25 protein-coding genes are annotated in these 23,351 nt (G+C 63.2%); 14 read left to right on the top strand and 11 right to left on the bottom strand.

The genetic code is table 11. The features are described 5' to 3' along the window. Positions 1-43 precede the first annotated feature (43 nt). Complete coding sequence (gene ndk / locus AC1Y2B_RS17650) at positions 44-466, bottom strand: nucleoside-diphosphate kinase (RefSeq protein ID WP_482254432.1); 423 nt, start codon at positions 464-466, stop codon at positions 44-46. Between the two features lie 116 nt (positions 467-582). Between ndk and AC1Y2B_RS17645 the strand changes: the two genes are divergently transcribed. The 9 genes from AC1Y2B_RS17645 to AC1Y2B_RS17605 all read left to right on the top strand — a co-directional run bounded on the left by AC1Y2B_RS17645 (position 583) and on the right by AC1Y2B_RS17605 (position 8,914). Next, entirely contained in the window at positions 583-1,032 is a 450-nt protein-coding gene (locus AC1Y2B_RS17645; protein ID WP_482254431.1) for a VOC family protein, read from the top strand. Between the two features lie 291 nt (positions 1,033-1,323). Beyond that, positions 1,324-2,574, top strand: coding sequence for an MFS transporter (locus AC1Y2B_RS17640; protein WP_482254430.1), 1,251 nt, complete (start codon positions 1,324-1,326; stop codon positions 2,572-2,574). An 8-nt stretch (positions 2,575-2,582) separates the two neighbouring features. Continuing rightward, the gene (locus AC1Y2B_RS17635) at positions 2,583-3,461 is read left to right on the top strand and encodes a DMT family transporter (RefSeq protein ID WP_482254429.1); all 879 of its coding nucleotides are present in this window, start codon (positions 2,583-2,585) and stop codon (positions 3,459-3,461) included. Positions 3,462-3,509: 48 nt separating this feature from the next. Further along, positions 3,510-4,433 carry a DMT family transporter gene (locus AC1Y2B_RS17630; RefSeq protein WP_482254428.1) on the top strand — a complete coding sequence of 308 codons (924 nt, stop codon included), beginning with the start codon at positions 3,510-3,512 and terminating at the stop codon, positions 4,431-4,433. Between the two features lie 118 nt (positions 4,434-4,551). Then, on the top strand, positions 4,552-5,409 hold the full coding sequence (locus AC1Y2B_RS17625; protein ID WP_482254427.1) for an ATPase: 858 nt from the start codon (positions 4,552-4,554) through the stop codon (positions 5,407-5,409). Positions 5,410-5,442: 33 nt separating this feature from the next. Then, positions 5,443-6,366 carry a homoserine O-acetyltransferase MetA gene (gene metA / locus AC1Y2B_RS17620; protein WP_482254426.1) on the top strand — a complete coding sequence of 308 codons (924 nt, stop codon included), beginning with the start codon at positions 5,443-5,445 and terminating at the stop codon, positions 6,364-6,366. Beyond that, complete coding sequence (locus AC1Y2B_RS17615; RefSeq protein WP_482254425.1) at positions 6,356-7,318, top strand: alpha/beta fold hydrolase; 963 nt, start codon at positions 6,356-6,358, stop codon at positions 7,316-7,318. The genes metA and AC1Y2B_RS17615 overlap by 11 nt, the downstream gene beginning before the upstream one ends. 24 nt (positions 7,319-7,342) lie before the next feature. Beyond that, positions 7,343-8,212 (top strand): polyphosphate kinase 2, encoded by an 870-nt coding sequence (gene ppk2 / locus AC1Y2B_RS17610; protein ID WP_482254424.1) that lies wholly within the window; start codon positions 7,343-7,345, stop codon positions 8,210-8,212. 87 nt (positions 8,213-8,299) lie between these two features. Next, the gene (locus AC1Y2B_RS17605) at positions 8,300-8,914 is read left to right on the top strand and encodes a TetR/AcrR family transcriptional regulator (RefSeq protein WP_482254423.1); all 615 of its coding nucleotides are present in this window, start codon (positions 8,300-8,302) and stop codon (positions 8,912-8,914) included. 100 nt (positions 8,915-9,014) lie between these two features. Here AC1Y2B_RS17605 and AC1Y2B_RS17600 read toward each other — a convergent pair whose 3' ends face one another. The 5 genes from AC1Y2B_RS17600 to AC1Y2B_RS17580 form a co-directional block, all read right to left on the bottom strand. Next, positions 9,015-10,094, bottom strand: a complete 1,080-nt coding sequence (locus tag AC1Y2B_RS17600; protein ID WP_482254461.1) for an ABC transporter ATP-binding protein — start codon at positions 10,092-10,094, stop codon at positions 9,015-9,017. A gap of 23 nt (positions 10,095-10,117) precedes the next feature. Beyond that, positions 10,118-10,924 carry an ABC transporter permease gene (locus tag AC1Y2B_RS17595; protein ID WP_482254422.1) on the bottom strand — a complete coding sequence of 269 codons (807 nt, stop codon included), beginning with the start codon at positions 10,922-10,924 and terminating at the stop codon, positions 10,118-10,120. Further along, entirely contained in the window at positions 10,921-11,859 is a 939-nt protein-coding gene (locus AC1Y2B_RS17590; RefSeq protein WP_482254421.1) for an ABC transporter permease, read from the bottom strand. The genes AC1Y2B_RS17595 and AC1Y2B_RS17590 overlap by 4 nt, the downstream gene beginning before the upstream one ends. Before the next feature lie 166 nt (positions 11,860-12,025). Further along, positions 12,026-12,280 carry a hypothetical protein gene (locus AC1Y2B_RS17585; protein ID WP_482254420.1) on the bottom strand — a complete coding sequence of 85 codons (255 nt, stop codon included), beginning with the start codon at positions 12,278-12,280 and terminating at the stop codon, positions 12,026-12,028. Between the two features lie 138 nt (positions 12,281-12,418). Then, complete coding sequence (locus AC1Y2B_RS17580) at positions 12,419-13,816, bottom strand: aminotransferase-like domain-containing protein (protein WP_482254419.1); 1,398 nt, start codon at positions 13,814-13,816, stop codon at positions 12,419-12,421. An 88-nt stretch (positions 13,817-13,904) separates the two neighbouring features. Between AC1Y2B_RS17580 and AC1Y2B_RS17575 the strand changes: the two genes are divergently transcribed. Next, positions 13,905-14,120 carry a DUF1127 domain-containing protein gene (locus AC1Y2B_RS17575; RefSeq protein WP_482254418.1) on the top strand — a complete coding sequence of 72 codons (216 nt, stop codon included), beginning with the start codon at positions 13,905-13,907 and terminating at the stop codon, positions 14,118-14,120. Positions 14,121-14,305: 185 nt separating this feature from the next. Here AC1Y2B_RS17575 and AC1Y2B_RS17570 read toward each other — a convergent pair whose 3' ends face one another. The 5 genes from AC1Y2B_RS17570 to AC1Y2B_RS17550 form a co-directional block, all read right to left on the bottom strand. Next, a complete protein-coding gene (locus tag AC1Y2B_RS17570) occupies positions 14,306-14,944 on the bottom strand; it encodes an outer membrane protein (RefSeq protein ID WP_482254417.1) in 639 nt (212 codons plus the stop codon). A gap of 756 nt (positions 14,945-15,700) precedes the next feature. Then, entirely contained in the window at positions 15,701-16,186 is a 486-nt protein-coding gene (gene rpsI / locus AC1Y2B_RS17565) for a 30S ribosomal protein S9 (RefSeq protein WP_482254416.1), read from the bottom strand. A 2-nt stretch (positions 16,187-16,188) separates the two neighbouring features. After that, positions 16,189-16,653: a 50S ribosomal protein L13 gene (gene rplM, locus AC1Y2B_RS17560; RefSeq protein ID WP_482254415.1), complete on the bottom strand. Its 465-nt coding sequence runs from the start codon at positions 16,651-16,653 to the stop codon at positions 16,189-16,191. A gap of 162 nt (positions 16,654-16,815) precedes the next feature. Beyond that, positions 16,816-17,592 carry an SseB family protein gene (locus AC1Y2B_RS17555; protein ID WP_482254414.1) on the bottom strand — a complete coding sequence of 259 codons (777 nt, stop codon included), beginning with the start codon at positions 17,590-17,592 and terminating at the stop codon, positions 16,816-16,818. Beyond that, positions 17,589-18,176: a uracil-DNA glycosylase family protein gene (locus AC1Y2B_RS17550; protein ID WP_482254413.1), complete on the bottom strand. Its 588-nt coding sequence runs from the start codon at positions 18,174-18,176 to the stop codon at positions 17,589-17,591. The genes AC1Y2B_RS17555 and AC1Y2B_RS17550 overlap by 4 nt, the downstream gene beginning before the upstream one ends. A 262-nt stretch (positions 18,177-18,438) precedes the next feature. Here AC1Y2B_RS17550 and AC1Y2B_RS17545 point away from each other — a divergent pair, with 262 nt between their 5' ends. The 4 genes from AC1Y2B_RS17545 to kdsA all read left to right on the top strand — a co-directional run bounded on the left by AC1Y2B_RS17545 (position 18,439) and on the right by kdsA (position 23,047). Next, positions 18,439-19,680, top strand: a complete 1,242-nt coding sequence (locus AC1Y2B_RS17545; RefSeq protein ID WP_482254412.1) for a Na+/H+ antiporter NhaA — start codon at positions 18,439-18,441, stop codon at positions 19,678-19,680. A gap of 210 nt (positions 19,681-19,890) precedes the next feature. Next, entirely contained in the window at positions 19,891-20,550 is a 660-nt protein-coding gene (locus tag AC1Y2B_RS17540; RefSeq protein WP_482254411.1) for an ABC transporter ATP-binding protein, read from the top strand. Beyond that, complete coding sequence (locus tag AC1Y2B_RS17535; RefSeq protein WP_482254410.1) at positions 20,528-22,207, top strand: KpsE/RkpR family capsule polysaccharide export protein; 1,680 nt, start codon at positions 20,528-20,530, stop codon at positions 22,205-22,207. The genes AC1Y2B_RS17540 and AC1Y2B_RS17535 overlap by 23 nt, the downstream gene beginning before the upstream one ends. 9 nt (positions 22,208-22,216) lie before the next feature. Next, positions 22,217-23,047 (top strand): 3-deoxy-8-phosphooctulonate synthase, encoded by an 831-nt coding sequence (gene kdsA / locus AC1Y2B_RS17530; RefSeq protein WP_482254409.1) that lies wholly within the window; start codon positions 22,217-22,219, stop codon positions 23,045-23,047. The last annotated feature ends 304 nt before the right edge of the window (positions 23,048-23,351 follow it).

Here is a 23,351-nt window from a genome sequence, read left to right as displayed (position 1 = left end):
AACCGGTCTGGCTGCGGGTCTTGCAATGTCAAGGCAGCAGAGATCAGCCGACCAGTTCAAGGCCCGAGAAGAAGAAAGCGATCTCGCGCGCGGCCGAGGCTTCGGAATCCGAGCCGTGGACCGAGTTTTCGCCCTTGGACAGTGCGAAGTCCTTGCGGATCGTGCCTTCAGCAGCGGCGGCCGGGTCGGTGGCGCCCATGACTTCGCGGTTCTTCAGGATGGCGCCTTCGCCTTCCAGCACTTGAACGACGACCGGCTCGGACGCCATGTAGGCCACCAGTTCACCATAGAAGCCGCGGCCAGCATGTTCGGCATAGAAGGCGCCGGCGGTTTCGGTCGACAGGCGGATGCGCTTGGAGGCGACGACGCGCAGGCCGGCATCCTCGAACTTGGCAACGATCTTGCCGGTCAGGTTGCGCTTGGTGGCGTCGGGCTTGATGATGGAAAGCGTGCGTTCGATGGCCATGTCTTGACTCCATGAGGCAGGGCGCAGAACGATGGTCCGGCGCCGGAAGGGATGCGGGGGCCTCTAGCATGCGGCCCCGCCCTTGAAAAGCAGCATTCCGGGGCTGGGAGGCCATGATGACAGGACTTGAGACATCACGGCCACCCTTCACGCTGGTCGGCATCGACCATGTGGTGTTTCTGGTCGACGACATGGCCAAGGCGATGCGCTTTTATGCTCAGGTGCTGGGTTCGGTGCCCGGCTACACCTATCCGGCCCTTGGCATGGAGCAGGTCTGGTGCGGATCAGCGCTGATCGTGCTGTGGGACACCACCCATCCCGGCGCGGCCTCGGCCATCCCGCCCGTGGCCGGAGGCCGCAACGTCGATCACGTCTGCATCGCCACCTCGCCCTTCGCACCGCAGGCAATGCGCGCCCACCTTGCAGCCCATGGTGTGACGATCGAGCGCGAAGCCACCCATGGCGGCGCCCGTGGCATGGGGCATTCCTTCTACATCCGCGACCCTTTCGGCAACAAACTGGAAATCAAGGGCCCGGCAGAATACCCCGATGGCCGCGCGCTTTGACGCGGGGCACGGCCGGGGCAGATTGCCCGTCCGATCCAGACCCACCCGGTCCCCCTTGGCCGACGGCGGGGGCTGTCTGCCCCCGAGCCCCCGAGAGTATTTGCCAAGGAGCAAACGCAAGACGCGGCCCGGTTGTCTGGGCCTTGCGACCTGCCACGCCACGGTGATCCGGCCAGACCATGGTCTGCGCAAGACCGCCGCGCGGACCATGTCGCCCGACGCGTGCCATTTGCCCCTTGCGGCCTGTCCGCCAGATCGGCAAAGGTCGCGGCGAAACCGCGCAGGTGCACCATGGCCGATAGTCCCCTTCAATTCCTGACCCGTCATCCGAACTATCTGCGTTATTTCATCGGGATGATCCCGATCCAGTTCGGCGCGCAGATCGAGGCGATCACCATCGCCTGGCAAGTCTATCACATCGCCCGCCTGACCCAGTCGATCGAGGAAAGTGCCTTCATGGTGGGGATGGTGGGCCTGTGCCAATTCGTGCCGATGTTCGCCCTGACACTGTTTGCCGGCACGCTGGCTGACCGGGTCAGCCGCAAGGCCATCGTGCTCTGGGCGCTCTTGGCCGAGGGGATTGGCGTGGTGGCCCTGACCCTGATCTCGCTGCAGGACGCGCCGCAGTTGTGGCACATCTTCCTGATCGCCGCCCTGTTCGGTGCCGCCCGCGCCTTCCTGTCGCCCGCAGCCTCTGCCTTGGTGCCGATGCTGGTGTCGCGCACCGACATGCCCAAGGCGATTTCCTTCTCGACCACGGTCTGGATGACCGCCGTCATCGTCGGCCCCTTCATCGGCGGCGTGCTGATCGCCTCGTCGATTGCCACGGCCTACGGGGTGACGGCGCTGACCTATGTGCTGGGCGTCTTGATGGTGTCGTCGATCAAGGCCAACACCACGCCCGAGCGGCAAGAGGGCCATCCCCTCACCCTCGTGCGCGAGGGGCTGGTGTATGTCTGGGAAAACAAGGTTGTCTTCGGCGCCATCTCGCTGGACCTCTTCGCCGTCCTGTTGGGCGGTGCCACAGCGCTTTTACCGGCTTTCGCCACCGATATCCTGAACGTCGGCCCGATGGGCAATGCGCTGTTGCGCATGGGGCCTGCGGTTGGGGGACTGGCGATGTCCGGCTATCTCACGCTGTTCCCGATCAAGCGGGCGGCCGGCGTGAAGATGTTCTGCGGCGTATTTGCCTTCGGCCTTGCCACCATCGTCTTCGCCTATTCCCGCTCGATGCCGCTGTCGCTTGTGGCGCTGGCGGTGCTGGGCGCGGGGGACATGATCTCGGTCAACGTTCGCCAGACCTTGATCCAGATCGTCACCCCGGACCACATGCGTGGCCGCGTCTCGGCTGTGTCGGGGATGTTCATCTCGGGCTCCAATGAGTTGGGCGAGTTCGAAAGCGGCGTCCTGTCGCGCTTCATCGGCCCGGTGATGGCTGCGGCATTCGGTGGCATTGGGACCATCCTTGTCACCGGCAGCTGGGCCTGGATGTTCCCCGCCCTGCGCAAGGCAGACCGGCTGGACGGCACGCACCATGACTGACGCGCCCCATGTCTGACCGCAATCTCTGGAAGGCCGCTGGCTGGATGATGGGCTCGGTCGTCTCGTTTTCCCTGATCGCCATCGCCGGGCGCAACGTCAGCCATGTCCACGACAGCTTCGAAGTGCTGATGGTGCGATCGGCCTTCGGCTTTGTGCTGGTGGTGGCGGTGGGTCTTGCCACCGGACGGCTGCACGAGGTCACGACCCAACGCCTGCCCGGGCATTTCCTGCGCAACATCGTGCATTTCACCGGCCAGAACCTGTGGTTCATCGCCCTGACGATGATCCCCCTGGCCCAGGTCTTCGCCCTGGAGTTCACCTCGCCGATCTGGGTGATCCTGCTGTCACCCGTGCTTTTGGCGGAACGCCTGACCCCGCAACGGCTTGGCGCCGCAGCCCTGGGCTTTGCCGGCATTCTGATCGTCACCCGGCCCGGCATGGCCTCCCTCAACCTTGGCGTGGCTGCGGGCGCGGGCGCGGCGGTCTGCTTTGCCGCCGTCTCGATCATGACCAAGCGCCTGACGCGGGGCATCCCGGTGATCGGCATCCTGTTCTGGCTGACCTTCATGCAGTTCTGGTTTGGCCTGATCGGGGCGGGCTATGATGGCCATATCACATGGCCCACGGCGCAAACCCTGCCATGGCTCGCCCTGATCGGCGTCTGCGGCGTCGTGGCCCACCTGAGCCTGACCTCCGCCCTCGCCCTCGCCCCGGCGGGCTTTGTCGTCCCGATCGACTTCCTGCGCCTGCCCTTCATCGCGGTCGTCGGCGCGTTCTTTTTCGCCGAGCCATTCGATCCCTTCGTCCTGATGGGCGGAGCGGTGATCTTCGCCGGCATCCTTCTCAACATCCGCGCCCAGTTCGCGCCGCAAAAAGCCATCGCATAGCGCAGGTTCCGGGTGGACCAGATCTGCCGGATCGCGCACAGGACGCACATGACCACAGCCATCCCCCAACGCCGCATCAGCCTCAAAAGCTGGGGCCTGCTTCTTCTTCTCGCCCTGATCTGGGGCGGATCCTTCACCGCCAATCACGCTGCATTGGCGCAGATGCCGGTCGCCACGGTCGTCGCTTTCCGGGTCAGCGGGGCGGCGGCGGTGCTTTGGACCTATATCTGGGCCACGGACCTGGCGGTGCCCAAGGGCTGGCGCTTTGCCCGCGATGCACTGGTGCTGGGCATGTTCAACAATGTCGTGCCCTTCAGCCTGATCGTCTGGGGTCAGACCCATATCGCCTCCGGCCTTGCCGGCATCCTGAACGCCTCGACAGCGCTCTTTTCCGTGCTGGTCGCAGCCTGCGTCTTCCCCGATGAACGCCTTGGCCTTGCCCGCCTGACCGGGGTGCTCGCGGGACTTGCCGGGGTGGCGGTGGTGATCGGCCCGCAGGCGCTGGCCCATCTGGACCTGACCTCGCTTGGCCAACTGGCCATCCTTGGCGCGGGCCTGTCCTATGCCGGGTCGGGCGCCTATGGCCGCAGCGCCCTCAAAGGCATCCGGCCAGAGGTCGGCGCCGCCGCCATGCTGACCGCCTCGGCCCTGATCATGCTGCCCACCTCCCTCTTCCTGAACGGCGTGCCGCCGCTGCCAGAGCCCAAGACCCTCGCCGCCCTGCTTTACCTTGCCATCGTGGCCTCGGCCTTCGCCTACCGGCTGTTCTACACGATCCTGCAGCAGGCGGGCGCGGGCAATATCGGGCTGGTGACCCTGCTGATCGCCCCGGTCGCCGTCCTCCTTGGCGCCCTCCTGTTCGGCGAGGCGCTGCCGCCGCAGGCCTTCGCCGGTCTGGCCCTTCTGACCCTCGGCATGCTCCTCCTCGACGGTCGCCCGCTTCGCTGGCTGGCCCACAAATTTTCCGCGTGAATCCCTGCGCGCGCCGGGCTAAACCCCTCGCGACCCATGGCCTTCATTCAGGCAAAAATATCCCACGGGGGTCCGGGGGTGTGAAACCCCCGGCTGCCGGCAACAGGACCAGACGCTGATGATCTATCCCACTGCGCAAGACTACCTCTCTGCTCGGCGCAAGCAGGTGTTGCTCTTTGGCATGTCGGGCCTTGGCAAGACCACGCTCTCCAACCTGGTGCGCGGGGCGGGCTGGTTTCACTACTCGGTCGATTACCGGATCGGCACGCGCTACATGGGCGAATACATTGCCGACAACTTCAAGCGCGAGGCGATGAAGGTTCCGCTCTTGCGCGAGCTTCTGATGTCGGATTCGGTCTACATCGCCTCCAACATCACCTTCGACAATCTGGCGCCGCTGTCGACCTACCTTGGCAAGCCGGGGGCGGCGGACAAGGGCGGTCTGCCCTTTGCCGAATACCAGCGCCGGCAAGGTCAGCACGCGCAGGCCGAGGTGGCCGCCATGCTGGACACCACCCGCTTCATCGCACGCGCCAAGGACATCTACGGCTACGACAATTTCATCTGCGACACCTCGGGATCCATCTGCGAGGTGGTCGAGGCCGAAAACCCCGCCGATCCCGTCATGCGCGAGATCGCCGACCATCTGCTTCTGGTCTGGATCAAAGGATCGGAAGCCCACCGCGAAGAGTTGTGCCGCCGCTTCGCGCGCGCACCCAAACCGATGTATTACCGCCCCGAGTTCCTGATGCAGGTCTGGGGCGAGTTTCTGGCCCTTGAGGGCAAGGCTGCGGACGCGGTCGATCCCGACGCCTTTCTGCGCTTTGGCTATGCGCGTTTGTTGGAAAGCCGCCAGCCGCGCTATGCCGCCATGGCCCGTTGGGGTGTGACCGTCACCGCCGAAGAGGTGGCAGAGGTCAAATCTCCGTCAGACTTCGATGCGCTGATCGCCACGGCGCTTGACCGCCGCGCCTGAACCCCTACCTGCCGTCAGACCCCGAGGATACCGATGCCCATCACGCTGCCAGAAAATCTGCCCGCCTTTGACGTTCTGCGGTCCGAGGGCGTCATGGTCATGTCGCCCGACCGCGCCGCCAGTCAGGACATCCGGCCCCTGCGGATCGGCCTGCTCAATCTGATGCCCAAGAAGATCCAGACCGAGACCCAATTTGCCCGCCTGATCGGGGCCACGCCCCTGCAGATCGACTTCCAGTTGATCCGCATGACCGAGCATCAGACCAAGAACACCGCCGCCGAACACATGGAAACTTTCTACCGCCCCTTCGCCGACGTGGAAGCCAGCGGTGAGAAGTTCGACGGCCTGATCATCACCGGCGCCCCCATCGAACACCTGCCGTTTGAAGACGTCACCTACTGGCGCGAACTGCAGCGCGTGATGGATTGGACCCAAACCCATGTGCACTCCACCTTCGGCGTCTGCTGGGGTGGCATGGCGATGATCTACCATTTCCATGGCGTCCAGAAGCACATGCTGCCGCACAAATCCTTCGGCTGCTTCCCGCAAGACAACCTGGCCCCGACCTCGCCCTATCTGCGGGGCTTTTCGGATGAATGCGTGATCCCGGTGTCGCGCTGGACAGAGATGAAGCAAGCCGAGATCGACGCCGCCCCCGGCCTGCGCACGCTGCTTGGCTCGGCGGAAACCGGCCCCTGTCTGGTCGAGGATACCGCCCACCGCGCGCTGTATATCTTCAACCACTTCGAATACGACAACGAAACGCTGAAGCAGGAATACGACCGCGACGTGGCCAATGGCACGCCGATCAACGTGCCGATGAACTACTATCCCGGCAATGACCCGACCCAGAAGCCGCTCAACCGCTGGCGCAGCCATGCCCACTTGCTCTACGGCAACTGGGTCAACGAACTGTACCAGACCACCTATTTCGACCTGAGCAAGATTGGCAGCTAGCCTTCCCCTTCTGGCACTTCTGGCCCTCGCGGCGCTGATCTGGCGCATCCGCACCCGCGAGGCCACGATCCGCCGCCGCTATCCGCCGCTGGGCGTTCTGGTGCCGGTGGAGGGGGGCCATGTCCACGCCTTGATGATGGGTCAGGGGCGGGATCTGGTGCTGATCCACGGCGCCTCTGGCCAATTGCGGGATCTGGAGCCGCTGATGCGGCGCCTTGCGTCCGAGTTTCGGGTGACGGCGTTCGACCGGCCGGGTCTGGGCTATTCGACCAGTCTGGGCATGGCAGGGATTTCCCCGACCGCACAGGCCCGGCATCTGGCCAAGGCGGCGGCGCAACTGGGCATCAGGCGGCCCATTGTGCTGGGACAAAGCTATGGTGGCACCGTGGCCCTCGCATGGGGGCTGGAGGTGGCGGGCGACCTGACGCCTGCGGCGCTGGTCCTGGTCTCGGCCCCCTCGCTGCCCTGGCCGGGCAAGCTGGACTGGTGGTATCAATTGACCAACACAAAGGTGGGCCGCGCCCTGGGCGTGCCGCTTGCAACGGCCCTGGTAACCGATGCTTATCTGGATGGGATCATGCCCGGACTTTTCGCCCCCAATCCGCCGCCCCCGGATTACGCGCGCGCCACCGGGGCCGCGCTGGCCATGCCGCGCGGCGCGATGGGGGCAAATGTCTTGCAGGTCAACGGACTATACGGTCATGTCATGGCCATGCAGGCGCGCTACCCCGGCCTGCACCTGCCTGTCGAACTCGTTCACGGGGCGCAGGATGCGATCGTGCCGGCCCGCATCCACTCCGAACCCCTCGCGGCCCTGCTGCCGGATGCCCACCTGACCTTGCTGGACGGCAGCGGCCACATGCCCCACCACAGCGACCCAGAGGCGGTGATCGCCGCCATCCGTCGCGCCGCAACCCGCGCCGGATGGACTTGCGATGCCCCTTCGGCCTAAGAAGGGACAAAGCGGAGGATGATCATGGACCTGCCATTCGACAGCGCCATCACGCGCTACTTCAAGAAGGATGCACCAAAAGAGGTGCGCAAGGCGATCGAAGACGCGTCCAAGGATCAGATCCTGTCGAAGTCCTATCCCTACCGCGAAGAGATGAAGCGCAAGGATTACGAAGCGCGGATGGTCGATCTGCAGATGCAACTGGTACGGATGCATTACGACCTGAAAGCCAAGGGCAAGCGCCTGATCGTCGTGTTTGAGGGCCGCGACGCTGCCGGCAAGGGCGGCACCATCGAGGCGGTGCGACTGAACCTCAACCCGCGCGTTGCCAAGGTCGTGGCCCTGGCCAAACCAACCGAGCGCGAGGCCCAGCAATGGTACTTCCAGCGTTATGTCGACCAGTTGCCGGCCACCGGGGAAATCTCGCTGTACGACCGGTCCTGGTACAACCGGGCCATTGTCGAACCGGTCTTTGGCTTTTGCACGCCGGAACAACGGGTAAAATTCTTCCGCCAACTGCCGGAATATGAACGGATGATCACCGATGAGGGGATCATTCTGGTCAAGCTCTGGCTGGAGGTCGACCGCGCCGAGCAGCTGAAGCGCTTCCTTGACCGCGAGGGCGACCCGATGAAGCAATGGAAGCTGAGCCAGATCGATATCGACGGGCTGGCCAAGTGGCGCGAATACTCGGCAGCGATTGGCGAGACGATGCAGCGCTCGCACTTCTCTTACGCGCCGTGGACCGTGATCCTGTCGGATGACAAGCTGCGGGCGCGGGTGGCAGCGATCCAGACCGTGCTGAACGCGATGGATTATGTCGGCAAGGATCCCGCTCTGATTGGCGCGGTGGATGCCAAGGTCTGCGGCGGACCGGCGCTGATCGGGATGTAACCGGCGGAGGGCGCGCGGCGGCCCCGGCTGGGGGGCTGTCTGCCCCCCAGACCCCCCGAGGATATTTGTGGAAGGCGAAAACGTTAAGTGAAGCAGGGCTATCATCATGGCAATCTGCGGCAGGCGCTGGTGGAAGCGGCCCTGGAACTGATTGCGGAAAAGGGGCCGACAGGGTTCACCCTGTCGGAGGCGGCCAAGGCTGTGGCGGTGACACCGGCAGCGGTGTATCGGCATTTTGCCGGGCGCGATGACTTGATCGCCGAGGTGGCGCGGCAAGGCTATGACATTTTCGCGGCCCTGATGGAGTTCGCCTACAACGACGGCAAACCCTCGGCGCTGGCGGCGTTCGAGGCGACCGGGCGGGCCTATCTGGCCTTTGCCCGTAAGTATCCCGGGCATTATATGGCGATGTTTGAAAGCGGGCTGTCGTTCAACGCCCATCCCGATCTGGCGCTGATGGCGCAAAAGGCGCGTGGCGTACTGGAGAAGGCGGCAGAGAGCCTGAGCCAGCATTTGCCGGCGGGGCGGCGGCCGCCGGCCTCGATGTTCTCGGCCCATATCTGGGCGATGAGCCATGGCGTGGTGGAATTGTTCATGCGCGGCAATCCCGGCGCGAAGTCACCCTTTACACCGGAAGATCTGCTGGAGACCGGGATCGGAATCTATCTGCGCGGCTTGGGACTGCTGCCCGGCGACACGTAGGGCGCTTGCGTAGGGTGGGGTTACTACCCCACCCTGCTTGGAGCTTACGCCATAAGACGCACGACCTTACAGCGCAGGACTATGCCCTTACAGTGCAAGCTTAGCGGAACATCACCAAGGCGCCCTGGCTCCAGCCAATGCGGGTGCGGGTGCCGATGTCCAGCACCGGGCGGCCAAAGACATTGCGCATCGACAGGCGGATCGGATCTGTCGTCCCATCCAGTCGGACGTCGTAATAGGTCATGTCGCCGTAATAGACGACCTCTTCCACCGTGGCCATCGTCTCGCGGTCGGGCGCAGTCTGGCCCTCGAACAGGATCGTGGCCGTCTCTGGTCGGAAGCCCACCGTGGGGCCACCCGGAGAGGTGGTGCCGGTCACCTGTTTTTGTTCATCCAGCAGGATGCGTCCAAAGCCCTGCGCCTCGACCTCGACCTTGCCGCCCCCTTCGGCCAGGATCTTGGCGGGCAAGAAATTCATCGTGCCGATGAAATTGGCCACGGCGCGGGTCTTGGGCAGACGGTACAGCGCCTCGGGGCTGTCCAGCTGGGCGATCTGACCTTCGAACATCACCGCGATACGGTCTGACATGACAAGGGCTTCTTCCTGGTCATGCGTCACCAGAATGAAGGTGATGCCAACCTGACGCTGCAACTTGATCAGCTCGACCTGCATGTTCTCGCGCAGCTTCTTGTCGAGGGCGGACAGCGGTTCATCCAGCAGCAGCACCTTCGGCTTCAGGATCAGCGCCCGCGCCAAGGCGACCCGCTGGCGTTGCCCCCCCGACAGGGCATGTGCTGCGCGCTTGCCATAGCCGGCAAGGCCGACCATCTCCAGCGCTTCACCCACGGCTTTTGCCTTGGCCTCTTTCGAGCGGCTGTCCTTGCGCAGGCCGAAGCCCACGTTCTGTTCCACCGTCAGATGCGGGAAGATCGCGTAACTTTGGAACACCATGTTGGTCGGCCGGTGGTTGGGCGGGATCCCCGCCACGTCCTTGCCGTCAATCAGCACGACACCCGAGGATATCCCTTCGAACCCTGCAATCGTGCGCAACAAGGTGGTCTTGCCGCAGCCCGAGGGGCCCAGCAGCGAAAAGAACTCGCCGGATTTGATCGTGGCCGTGATGCCGCGCAGCGCATGATAATCGCCATAATATTTATGGACGTCACGAAACTCGATCATCGTGGGTTTTTCGTTCGAGAACGTCACAGGAAGCCTCCGGTATCCTTGGCGCCGGTCTTGGCAATGCCACGCCGGCGGAAAAACTCGGCCAAGGACAGGAGGGTGATCGACACCCCCACCAGAATGGTCCCCAAGGCCATGATATTGGGCACGTTTTTCGGGAAGCGCAGTTGTCCGAAAATGTAGGTCGACAGCAATTTCTGCCCCGAACCAAGGAAGTTCGCCACGATGAACTCGTCGATCGAGATGGTAAAGCAGATCAACAGGGCCGAGATGATGCCGGGCATGACCAAGGGCAGGATGACCAGATAGAAGGTGGAAAACGGCCCCTCGCCCAGATCCTGGGCCGCCTCTTCCAGCGACCGGTCAAGGCTTTGGAAGGCGGACGTCAGGATCGCCACGGCAAAGGGCGTACAGATCAGCACGTCGCCCAGAATGATAGTGAACAAGGACAAGGGGATGCCGATCGACAGGAACACCACCAGCAGCGCCATCGCCATGATCATCTCGGGCAGGACCATCGGCAACATGATCAGCCCCATCAACGAGCCCATCGCCGGAAATTTGTAGCGCGTGCTGGCGCGGGCGGCGAGGATGCCCAGCAAAGTCGCAACAACCGAGGTTGAGACCGCCACGATCAGCGAATTCTTGAGCGCCTCGCGCAGCGCCGGATCGGCCCAGACCTCTTGAAACCATTCCGTGGTGAAGCCCTGCAAGGGAAAGGCCACCGCGGTGGAGTTGTTGAAGGCGAAGATCGGCAGGATGATGATCGGGCAGTACAAGAACAGAAGGTAAGCGATCGTGTAGATGCGCAGGACCGGAATTTTCATTTCTGCCCCTTCAGGAAACGGCGGTTGAGGAACAGGAACAGCACCGACACCAACCCCACCACCAGCATCGCCGACACCGCGATGGCCGAGCCCAGAGGCCGGTTGTCGGCCTTCAGCATCTGCTTTTCGATCATGTTGGCAATCATCGGTATCTTTCCGCCGCCGATCAGGTTTGGCGTCACATAGTCGCCAATCGTGGGGATGAAGACGATCAGCACCGCCGCGATCACGCCGGTCATCGACAGCGGCAAAGTCACCCGCAGGAAGGTGGAAAACCGCGTCTCCCCCAGATCCTGCCCGGCTTCCAGCAGGCTGCGGTCAATCTTTTCCAGCGCCACATAGATTGGCAGAATGGCAAACGGCGCATAGGCATGCGCCAGGGTCACGACCATCGCCTGAATGGTGAAGCTCATCTGCAAGGGATCGGTGATGATGTGCAACTCTTCGAGGACAGAGTTGATCACCCCCGTCCGGCTGATCATCACGTTCCACATGAACACCCGGATCACATAAGAGGTCCAGAACGGGATGGTGATCAGGAACAACCACAACGACTTGCGCGAGGCGCTGACGTTGAAACTTACGAAGTAAGCCACCGGATAGGCCAGAAGCACCGTGGTGGCCGTCACCAGTACCGACACGAACAGCGATCGCTCCATCAGCGACAGCACCACCGGATCCGACCAGGCGCCAAGATAGGCCTCAGGCGAGACGGTGCCATCCTGCAGTTGCGAATGGCATTCGCCAAAGTAGTTGCACAGCTGGAAGTGCGGAATGACGGTCAGGTAGCCGTCGGTGAAGACCGAATAGATCAGCGTCGTGGCCAAGGGTGCGGCCAAAAGCAGAATGGCGTACAGCGCTGTCGGACTGATCAAGGACAGGCCACTTGCGGCCTCAGACCCCCAGAAGCGGTTCCGCGGTTGCGGTTCTGACATCTATCACCCTGTCGCTTCGTTGCTGGCGTGCGTTGTTATCAACGTTTGATCAAATTAAGCAGCTTGCCGCCGATAGCACAAGCCCCTTGATGCCAACCTTGGTGAAGCGCGCCGCGTCTGGCAAGGCCTGCGTTGCCCTCAGCGCGGCATCTGCCACGATTGCAGGCTAAAGAGGGCTGCTTTCGATGGCAATCGCCCGCTTCTTCAACTCGTCCATCAAACGCGGCACGACATGCGGTCCAGAGACGGCCAGTTGCATGGCTTCGACCAGACGCTCGTCAGGGGCTGCGGTGGTCAGGCGCCAAACCTGACGATGTGCTGCGCCATCCTCATAAACGATCTCGGTTCGGCCGGCGCGGCTGACCCGCCAGCCCAGAAAGTCCGCGCCCTGCGGCGCGTGAAACGTGGTTTGAAGTCCCATGATGTTGCCTCGTCTTTTTCTTGGTCTGGGCGCTTTTTAGCTGCTCGATTATGCCCATGTCGGCAGGTTGCCGCTCATTGACCTGCAGGTCAATCCCCCGCTTCCGCCGCAGTGCAACATGAGTCTGCCTGGCAACACTCAGACCGCCATGTCATTGGGCGGACTGGCCAAAAGCCCGGCCAGACGTCGCAAGCCCGCCTCCAGCCTGACACGCGAAGAATCCCCGGCCAGCGCCATCCTTACAGCGTTAGGTGCCCGCCCCGAAACCATCGCATATTGGTCTGCCTGCCGCAGCAGCACCTCTGCCTCCTCCGCCCGCCGCGCGAAGGTCGAGGCGCGCCAACCGGTGGGCAGGTTCAGCCAGACGAAGGGCAGACCGGGCTGCCAACCGATGTCATAGGCACCAAGGACATTGACGGCGATCTGACTGCGGGCCGAAAACTCGGCCATGACCTTGTCACGGATCTCGTCGGCGGCCCCGGATTGGAACAGGTCCAGGCAGAGCGCCGACACCGCCTGCGACAAGGCGAAATAGCCCTGCTGCGCGGCCAGCCGCCCCGCATCGCCCATCGCCGTCGGGCAGACGACAAAGCCAAAACGCAGCGCAGCCGACACCGATTTTGACAGGCTGCCGATGTACCAGACCCGCTCTGGTGCCAGCGCCCGCAGCGTCGGCCGATCGCTGAGCCGGGCCGAGTAGCATTCATCCTCGATGACTTGCAGATTGTACCTGCGCGCAATGGATACAATCTGCGCCCGCCGCGCCTCGGACATCCGGGCGGTGGTCGGGTTCTGCGCCTCGGGCGTGAGGCACAGGACCTGCGCGCCATAGCGGCGGCAGGCGGCCTCCAGCGCATCGGGCACCACCCCCTCGGCATCAATTTCAACGCCATGCACATCCGCGCGCGCCAGACGGGCGGCATAGCGGAAGCCCGGATAGCACAGGTCCTCGACCAGCACGACCGGCCGGTCGCCGCGCAAGCAGCACTGCAGGATCAGCGAGATTGCACTTTGCCCGCCGTGGCATAGCACCACGTCCTGCGGCCCGACCTGCCCCAAAACCCGCGCCGCCAGCCAGCCGCACACGGCGGCCCGCAACTGCGCCTCGCCGGCCTGATTGGTATAATCCAGCCAATGGCAATCAATTTTCGTCGCAAGCCGCCGCATTGCCTCGGCCAAGGCCGCAAATTGTCCAACCTCTGGCAGATTGGGAGAGCGCAGGTCCAACCGCCCCGCGACGGGCCGGTTGTCGCGTTCAGCCGGGGCCGGCGGCACCGGGCCCAAACGCGGCACCCGTGCCGCGACAAAGGTGCCGCGCCCGACGGTGGCCTGCAACAACCCCTCTTGCGTGACAATCTGATAGGCCCGCGCCACGGTGCCCGGCGTCACCTTGATTGCCCAGGCCAGATCACGCACCGGCGGCAGTTGCGCGCCCTCGGCCAAGGTCCCCACCCGGATCGCCTCACGCAGGGCCTGGGCCAAGGACAGGTATTTCGGCCCACCCTGTGCCAAGTCTGGCCGCCATATTGTATCCATGACAATTGTCCTCTGGCGATTCTGGGCGCAGTATTGTACCTATTGTATACGAGATAATGTAACTTGTATCAATACAATAGAGACGAAAATGACCACCCTGCCCGCATCCCACGCCGCCCTGCCCACGTTCACGCCCCATCCCCTGCCGCCGTTGTCGCGCGTGCTGATGGTTGTCGTGCAATGGGACTTGCGCCGCCGGACCCGAAAGGATCTGCGCGGGATGTCGGATCACATGCTGCGCGACATCGGCCTTGACCCGATCGCCGCAGCACATGAGGCCGCAAAACCCTTCTGGCGCGCCTGACCTTTTCCTGAAACCGTCGTTTCCCCGACTCGGGCCGCAGATGCGGCCCGTTTTTTTATGAGCCGCCCGCAAGCCAAAAGGCCCGCGCAACGGGCGCGAGCCTTTCGAAGATGTGATCCAGTCAGCACTTGAAGATCTGGAAGGACCGGCGGGCTTTAGGCGTGCCGTTCATCGGCCCTGCTTGCTCAATGAAAATAGTAGCTGACGCCAACCCGAATTGTGGAGTCTGTGGCATGCAATTGATACCAGCCCTCAGAAGACGGAATAGATCCGAAATCGCTGAAACGATATTCAATGCGACCCACCAAATTCTCGGTCAGAGCATATTCAACGCCAAAGCCCGCCGCCCATCCCGCCCGCGAGGACTTGTTGCCGTCACTGTCGGACAAAGACGCCGAACTAAGTCCAGCGATCACATAAGGCAGATAGGAACCTTTATTGACCCCAAATCGTCCAAGAAAAGAGGTGGAATCATTCTTGTGATAGGCGATCTTCCAATTGGGATTTGAACCCCGCACGTGATCGAAGTCACCCTCGGCTTCAACGCCAAGAACCAGCTTGTTCATGACAAAGTTGTAACCGATTTGGCCGCCAACCGACGTTCCGCCGACTTTGTTGCCGTAATAGCCGTCATAGACCTCGTCATGCAGGTTGGCGAGACTGTCACCTGCGTTCAGGCCGACATAGAGGCCTGACCAATCGAAACTACGATTTGACACGGGAGGGGTAGGATCAAGGGTCTTCTTGCTCGGCATATCCGCAGCGGAAGCGGAATTTGAGACAAGCGAGATAGCGAAGGCGGCGGTCAGATTAACGAAACTCATATTGAACTCCATATTGAAAGTTTCATCTACATCTGCACCCGATGGAAGACAGATCAGTTGGGCAGCAAGTGGATTTTATTCAAACCATGTCTCGAATTTACAACACGATATCCCGCTATTTTAAATCTTAGGTGCGAAATTTAACAGCTTTGGGCGATAATCTGGATATCAGTTAGCGTTCATAATCTTTCGCGCGGTAAATCCGCCCACTTTCCTGCGCACGCTTGCATTCACTTGTTTTCAAACACGGTTGATAGCGCCCATCAGGCGAAGCGGATGCGTTGAACGCCTTTGCTGCCGTCACCGTTATCGACGCCACGCAAAAACATGTCACCAGGCCCCACAGTGCCGCACGATGCACTTGGAAAGTGCCATCGGATGCATACCCGTCACGCGCAAGGTCTTGCTGGGATCTTCGGACTCAATTGCAGGGATCTGCCAGCGGAACGCCATGCAGTTGGCCGTCTTGCCTTGCCGAATAGGGCCCGGGCGCGGCATCCGGTGCAGGAGGCTGTCCTGTGACGGAAAGTGCCGTCAAGTCTGACCCAAAACGGCCTGCGATCGTCACAACTTCTGCAAGGTTTGATAGGTCAACCGCCAAGGCAGTCCCACAGGAGAAGCTGTGACACACCTGCTTCGGCCGGCTCCATCTGAAACATCCAGCAGGGGGACCGGAATAACAGCCACTTTGACAGTGCGCCGCACATGAAAAAGCCCCGCATGACTGCGGGGCTTTTGGCGTGACAGAAGAACCGATCAGCGCTTGGAGAACTGGAAGGACCGGCGGGCTTTGCGCTTGCCGTACTTCTTGCGTTCCACGACGCGGCTGTCGCGGGTCAGGAAGCCAGCGGCTTTCAGGGCGCCACGCAGCGCGGGTTCATAAAGCTGCAGCGCCTTGGACACGCCGTGCTTCACCGCACCGGCCTGGCCCGACAGACCGCCGCCAGCGACCGTTGCCATCACGTCGAACTGGTCTTCACGGCCAGCGACGGTGAAGGGTTGACGCAGGATCATCTGCAGCACCGGGCGGGCGAAGTATTCCGCCATGGTCCGGCCATTGACGACGACCTTGCCGGTGCCCGGCTTGATCCAGACGCGGGCGACCGCGTTCTTGCGCTTGCCGGTGGCATAGGCCCGGCCCAGCTTGTCGCGCACAGCCACACGCACCGGAGCGGCCGCCGCTGCCGGAGCAGCTGCACCCACGGCCGATTTCAGATCGTCCAAAGACTTGATGTCGGCCATGATCAAACGCTCCGGGTGTTCTTCGGGTTCATCGCCTTGACGTCGATGACCTCGGGGGATTGGGCTTCATGCGGATGCGTGGCGCTGGCGTAAACGCGCAGGTTGGTCATCTGCACACGGCCAAGACGGTTGCGCGAGATCATCCGCTCAACGGCCTTTTCCACGATACGCTCAGGGTGTGCGCCGTCGAGGATCTGCTCGGCGGTGCGGACCTTGATGCCGCCCGGGTGGCCGGTGTGCCAGTAGTACTTCTTGTCCTTGCGCTTGGTCCCGGTCATCTGGACTTTGTCAGCATTGATGATGATGACATTGTCCCCCATGTCCATGTGGGGCGTGAAGGTCGGCTTGGTCTTGCCGCGCAGGATGGAAGCGGCGATCGTGGCGAGGCGACCCAGAACGACGCCTTCAGCGTCAATCAGGACCCACTTCTTCTCGATATCCGCTGGTGTTGCGGTGAAGGTTTTCATATCGGAACCTAAGTTGAAGGGCGGCGGTTGAAAGCGGACGACCCGCCTTGTGATCTCGGATGGCGGCTTATCGCTGAAGCCGGATCACAGGTCAAGAGGCATGGGAAAGTTTAAATTAAGCATTTTCAATTGGTTATTGCATGGGGTATCAAAATACCCCACTTATCTGATCCGCGGCGGCCGCTCCGGGTCCATTCCCGGCCCCTTGGGGGCCGCAACCGGCGGCTCCACAGCGGCCACAGGTGCCGCAGGCCGCAAAACCTGCCCGGCGCGGGCGATCCGTTGAAACAGCGCCGCATCGGGCGCCAGAAACACCAGATCCAGCGCCGCGGCATCCAGTCCCGAGAACGCCAGCGCCTCGGTCACCGCCCGCGCCATCCGCGCCTCGACGGAGGCGTCAAGCCCTGCGAAGGCCAGCACATGTCCCCAGCCGCCCGCCTCATACTCGGCCTGCGCCAGGGCTGCCACACCGCCCGGCGGCAGAAGCCCGGTCAGCGCCCCCATCAACCCCTCAGGCATCAAGGGCGCGGCCAGCCGCGCAATCTGCGCCTGCCGCTCCTCGGGTTCGGCCTGATCCAGCATCTCGGCCAACCAGTCGATCGAGCCTGCGGCCAGCACCGTCTCGCATCCTGCACCGGTGCCAAGGTTCAACCCCAGGGCCAGCCCCTGCCCCGCCAGCTGACCAGCCAGCACCCGCCCCGGCAAGGCCACATAGGGCACCGGCACATCGCTGATCGTGGCCAGCCGCTCCTCGGTGTCGAAAGCCAAGAGCATTTGCCCCATCGACAGATCAAAGACCCTTGGCTCCAGCGTGTCCCCCTGCGCGTCACGGTCCAGCACCAGCAGCAGCTCCGCATCGGCAAAGGCGCGCCAGAAAGCCAGGGCCTCCGCCTCGCCGCCCGCTTCCATCGCCGCGTGGGCCATATCGAGAACCGTCATCCTGCCTCCAACACCTGTCGCACGGCCGCCCGCAAGTCCGGCACCAACTCGGCCTCGAACCACGGATTGCGTTTCAGCCAGCCGGTATTGCGCCACGACGGATGCGGCAAGGGAAAAACGCCCGCCGCCGCATGGTCGCGCCACGCGGCCACGCAGGCGGCAACCGGTGCGCGGCCCAGATGCCATCCCTGCGCAGCACCACCCACCAAAAGCGTCAGCCGCACCGCCGCCAGCGCTGCCATCACCGGCGCCCGCCAGGTCTGCGCACAAAGGGCGGGCGGCGGCAGGTCCGCCCCCTTGGCATCATAGCCCGGAAAGCAGAACGCCATCGGCACCACGGCCACGCGATCCCGGTCGTAGAACTGCGCCCGGTCCAGCCCCATCCAGTCCCGCAACCTTTCGCCACTCGCATCGTCAAACGGAATACCCGAGGCGTGAACCCGTGCCCCCGGGGCCTGCCCCGAAACCAGAATCCGGGCCGTGGGTCTGAACCACACCACCGGGCGCGGACCATGCCCCGTCACCTTTGCCGCGAACCGCGCTCCGCACAGCCGACAGCCCGCAATCTGCTCCTGCAATTCCACAACGCCCCCCTTCATTCAGGTTCAAATATCCCACGGGGGCGCGGTGGTGTGAAACCCCCGCTTTTTTCGATGGGCGCGGGGGTGTGAAACCCCCGCTTTTTCGGTGGGCGCGGGGGGGTGAAACCCCCGCTCTTCGGCTGGGCGCGGGGCTTTGCCCCCCCCGGCCGCAGGCCAAATGCGCGCCGCGCCAAGCCGTGCGTTGCCAGACACCCTGCCGAGGCCTATCCCAAAGGGAAGTAGCCCCAACGCGACGATTCGCAACATGTACCGCATCTCCCCCCATGTCCGCCAATTCGCCGCCAGTCTGGTGGGCGGGGCCGCCATCGCCTCGCTCTGGGTCAGCCTTGCGCCCGACAGCTACTACGACCTGATCGAATATCGTCTGCCGAGCCCGAATCTCCCGGCCTGGACCAGACTGCCCGATCCGGTGCTGACACTGCAATATATCACCTCCGAAGGGCTGATGGCGCTGTTCATCGCCTTCATCGCCAAAGAGCTGTGGGAGGCGCTGGTTCTGGAACGTGGGGCGCTGGCCGGGGCCACGCGACGCTCGATGCCTTTGGGCGCGGTGCTGGGGGGCGTTCTGGGCGCGGTGCTTCTGTGGCTTGTAACCTGGCCCGCCGATCCCGATCTGGCGGACCTTGGCCGCGCAACCGGCTGGCCCCTGCCCATCGGGTCGGATGTCGTCTTGTGCTATGTCTTCGGCGTCAAGGTCTTTGGCCGCGCCCATCCGGCTTTGCATCTGTTGCTGCTGATCTCGATCGCCTTCGACATCCTTGGCCTCTTTGCGCTTGGCCTTGATGTTCCGACCAGCGGCCTGCGTCCGGCCTGGCTGATGCTGTCGCTGCTGGCGCTGGCCGGGGTCTGGACCCTGTCCTCGCGCTTTGCCAAACCGGAGGCGAGCGAGCGTCAGCACCGCCGCGCCGCCCATCTTTGGCCCTATATCCTGGCCGGGGGGCTGTGCTGGCTGGGCGTCCTTCTGTCCGGCCTGCCCGGCGCGCTTGGCCTTTTGCCGCTGATCCTCGTCATCCCGCATGCCGAGCGCAGCTTTGGCCTTTTTGCCGAAGCCGAGGCCTATCTGCACGACCCGTTGAACCGGCTGGCGCAACAGGCAATCCGGACCTTGCCCGGGGTGCTGTTTCTCTTTGGCCTGACGCGGGGCGGGGTCGATGTGCATGTCATTGGGCCAACGACCTTCCGGGTGCTGCAGGCCCTGTGGATCGGCAAGCCGCTGGGTCTTTTGCTGGGCGCGCTGGCCGTGCTGGGCCTGCGCGGCTGGCAATTGCCCAAGGGCGTGCATTTGTCCGACCTTGTCCTGATCGCCATCCTGTCGGGCATGGGGGCGACGGTACCGCTTCTGGCGCTGGATTCCGCGCTGCCCGGCGGTCTGGTTGCCGAACAGGCCCGCGCGGGCGTGGCGCTCAGCCTGCTCTTCGGACCCCTCGCCCTCGGCCTTGCGCTGATCCTGCGGCCAGGTCGGCCGCGAAATCTGACACGCCTTTGAAGAAAATCCGCGCAATCGCGCTGCAAAGTCACATTGCTGCCCGAATGCGCTGTATTGTCTCATTAACCTTGGAGGCCTAAATTCCGGGGTGGGGTCAGGTATGCACCTGCCGTTAATGTCAGTAGGATAGGCCGGTGCGCAGACCGGACGCATGGGGCAGATGTTGGTACCAGTGGCAGGCTTTGGCCGGGTGACACACACAGGACAGACATGATCGAGTTCGAGAATGTCAGCAAAAGCTTCTGGACCGGGAAAAGCCGCAAGGTCATTCTCGACAGGGCATCGTTCAAGGTCACGCTGGGCAATTCGATGGGGATTCTGGCCCGCAACGGCACCGGCAAGACCACGATCATCAACATGATGGCCGGTCTGGAAAAACCGGATGAGGGCAAGATCCGCCGCACCTCGCGCATCTCGTTTCCGCTGGGGTTCATGGGCGGCGTGGTCAACAAGCATTCCGCCACCGAAAACGCCCGCTACATCGCCAGGCTCTATGCGCTTGACCCCGACTATGTCGAAAGCTTCTGCCGCTGGCTCTGCGACATCGAGGAGTATTTTGACCAGCCGGTCGGCACCTATTCCTCGGGCATGCGGTCGCGCTTCAACTTCGCCCTGATGCTGGCGCTGGAGTTTGACATCTACCTGATCGACGAGGGCATGCCCTCGACCACAGACGTGGCCTTCAACAAGAAGGCCGGGCTGATCCTGCGCCAGCGCCTGCAAAACGCCACGGTGATCGTGGTCAGCCATCAGGCCAAGACGCTTGAGAAATTCTGCCGTTCCGCAGCCGTGCTGAAGAATGGCCAGCTTTACATGTTCGAAACCCTCGAAGAAGCGAAACAGCTGTATGACTACGAAGCTCACAATTAGCCGTTTCCGCACCCGCAAGCCCGATCCGGTGGCGCAAAAACCCTTTGCAACCCAAGGCAACGCCGCCTTGGCAGAGCCCGCCTTTCAGGTGGCCAACAATCCCTTCATGCCCGAGGATGGCGATGACGGCTTTGCCGGGCAAAGCTTCCTGCCGCCGCTGCCAGCCGCCTCGGCCGCGCTGTCGCCCGACGCCTCCCCCCCCGAAGAGATCGACGCCATCCGGCGCGAGGGGCTGACCGGTCGCCAGTTGCGTGTCGCCCGCCGCATGGCGCAAAAGCACGATCTGCCTGCGACGTCAGACTTTGACGCCGTCCGCTTGCTGCGCAAATCCGGCATCGACCCCTTTGGCCGCTCCGCCGTGCTGGAACTGGTGCAAGGGGACGGCGGTCTTGACCCCGCGGGCCTGCCGGTCCCCGATCACGCCCCCTCGCGCGCTTTGGCCTTGTCGCCCGACAAGCTGCCGCAAACCGTCAAGCCGCCGCAACTCCCCTCGACCGAGGTCCGTCTGGAACAGGCGCATATCGCCGAAGTCCGCCGCATCCAGACCGATATCGTCGCCCGCCGTCGCCGCAAGACCCTGCTGATGTGGGCCAAGCTGGGGGTTTTCGTCCTGCTGCCCACCCTGCTTGCCGGCTGGTATTACTTCATGGTCGCCACACCGATGTATTCGGTGACCTCGAAATTCGTCATCCAGCAGGCCACCCAGGCCTCGCAGATCACCTCGCTGTTCTCGGGCACCAGCTTTGCCACCGGGCCGGATTCGGTGGCGGTGCAAGGCTACCTGCAATCGCCCGTCGCGATGGAGCGTCTGGATCACGACAAGGGCTTTCGCGCGCATTTCTCTTCGCCCAAGATCGACCCGATCCAGCGCCTGCCCGCCAACGCCACCAAGACAGAAGCCTATAATCTCTACCAGCGCTACGTGAAGGTCAGCTATGACCCGACCGAGGGCCTGATCAACATGGAAGTCTCGGCCGCCGATCCCAATGTGGCGGTTGATTTCTCCAAGGCGCTGATCAGCTATGCCGAGGATCAGGTCGACAAGATGTCGCTCCGCCAGCGCGGTGACCAAGAGGAAAATGCCAAGGCCAATTTCGTCGACGCCCAGGCCAAGCTGGAAGACGCGCAAACCAGGCTGGTGGCCCTGCAGGAAAAGTACAAGACGCTCAGCACGGAAGTCGATGCCAGCATGGTCAACGCGCAGATCTCGGCCTTGAACACCCAGCTGATGACCGAAAAACTGTCGCTGGCGCAGTTGCAGGCCAATGCCGAACCCAACAAGGCCCGGATGGACCCGGTGATCACCCGCATCAACACGCTGAACGACCAGATTGCCCAGTTGAAACAGGGCCTGACCGCGGATGGCAGTGATGCGCCCTCCACCGCGTCCGTGCAAAGCCAGATGGCCATGGCCACCGCCGATGTCACCACGCGGACGATGATGCTGGCGCAAGCCACCACGGCGATGGAAACCAGCCGGATCGAAGCGAACCGCCAGACCCGCTATCTTGAGACGGCGGTGGAACCCACCGCCCCCGACACCCCCAGCTATCCGCGCGCCTTCGAGAATACGCTGGTGGTGATGTTGATCTTCGCCGGCATCTACCTGATGATATCCATGACCATCGCGATCCTGCGCGAACAGGTCGCGGGATAGGATAGACGCATGAAAGACGTGACGATTGGCGGCCTGACGGTCTCGAACGACAGACCGCTTCTGATGATTGCCGGCCCCTGCCAGCTGGAAAGCCTGACCCACGCCCAGATGATCGCCGGCCACATGGCCGAGGTGTGCAAGGCCGCAGGCGCCCAATATGTCTTCAAGGCCAGCTATGACAAGGCCAACCGCACCTCGCTGAAAGGCCGCCGCGGTCTGGGGATGGACGAGGGGTTGAAGGTGCTGCAGGCCGTGCGTGCCATGGGCATCCCGGTTCTGACCGACGTGCATGATATCGAACAGGCCCGCATCGCCGCCAAGATCGTCGACGTGATCCAGATCCCGGCCTTCCTTTGCCGTCAAACCGATCTGCTTCTGGCCGCCGGCGAAACCGGCGCCGTGATCAACATCAAGAAAGGCCAGTTTCTGGCGCCGTGGGACATGGCCAATGTCGCGGCGAAAGTCGCCTCCACCGGCAACGACAACATCCTCTTGACCGAGCGGGGGGTTTCCTTCGGCTACAACACCCTTGTCGCCGACATGCGCGCCCTGCCGATCATGGCGCAGACCGGCTACCCGGTGATCATGGATGCCACCCATGCGGTGCAGGCCCCCGGCGGACAGGGCGGCTCCTCGGGCGGCGACCGCCGCTTTGCGCCGGTCATGGCCCGATCGGCCGTGGCATTGGGCATCGCCGGCGTCTTCATCGAAACCCATGAAGACCCCGATACCTCGCCCTCCGACGGCCCCAACATGATCTACCTGAAGGACATGAAAGCGCTGACCGAAACCCTGATGGACTTCGACCGGCTGGCCAAGGCCAATCCGATACGGGTCTGACGCCAAAGGCAGGCGATCCCGAGGGCCAGGCGACGCCCTGCCAGCCGCAGCCGGACGCTGAAGCGCCCGGCCCCTGCTGGCGCAAGCCGCGATAAATCGCGGCGGAAGGGGGCTGTCTGCCCCCCGAGAGTATTTCCAAAGGAGCAAGCCCAAGAGTAAGCCTGCGGTGAGGGCCGTCTTGAGGGGCTTTGTCCTGATCGATTATCGAGTGTCCGTATGGACGCACACGAAGACACCCCCCGCATTCAGGTTTTGTCGGTTTCCGATACGGGTCGCCGTCGCCGTTGGACGGATGACGAGAAGA

It is taken from the genome of Stagnihabitans sp. (assembly GCF_964946895.1).
The sequence above is the reverse complement of the archived record's forward strand: the minus strand, read 5'-3'. Positions and strand labels throughout refer to the sequence as shown.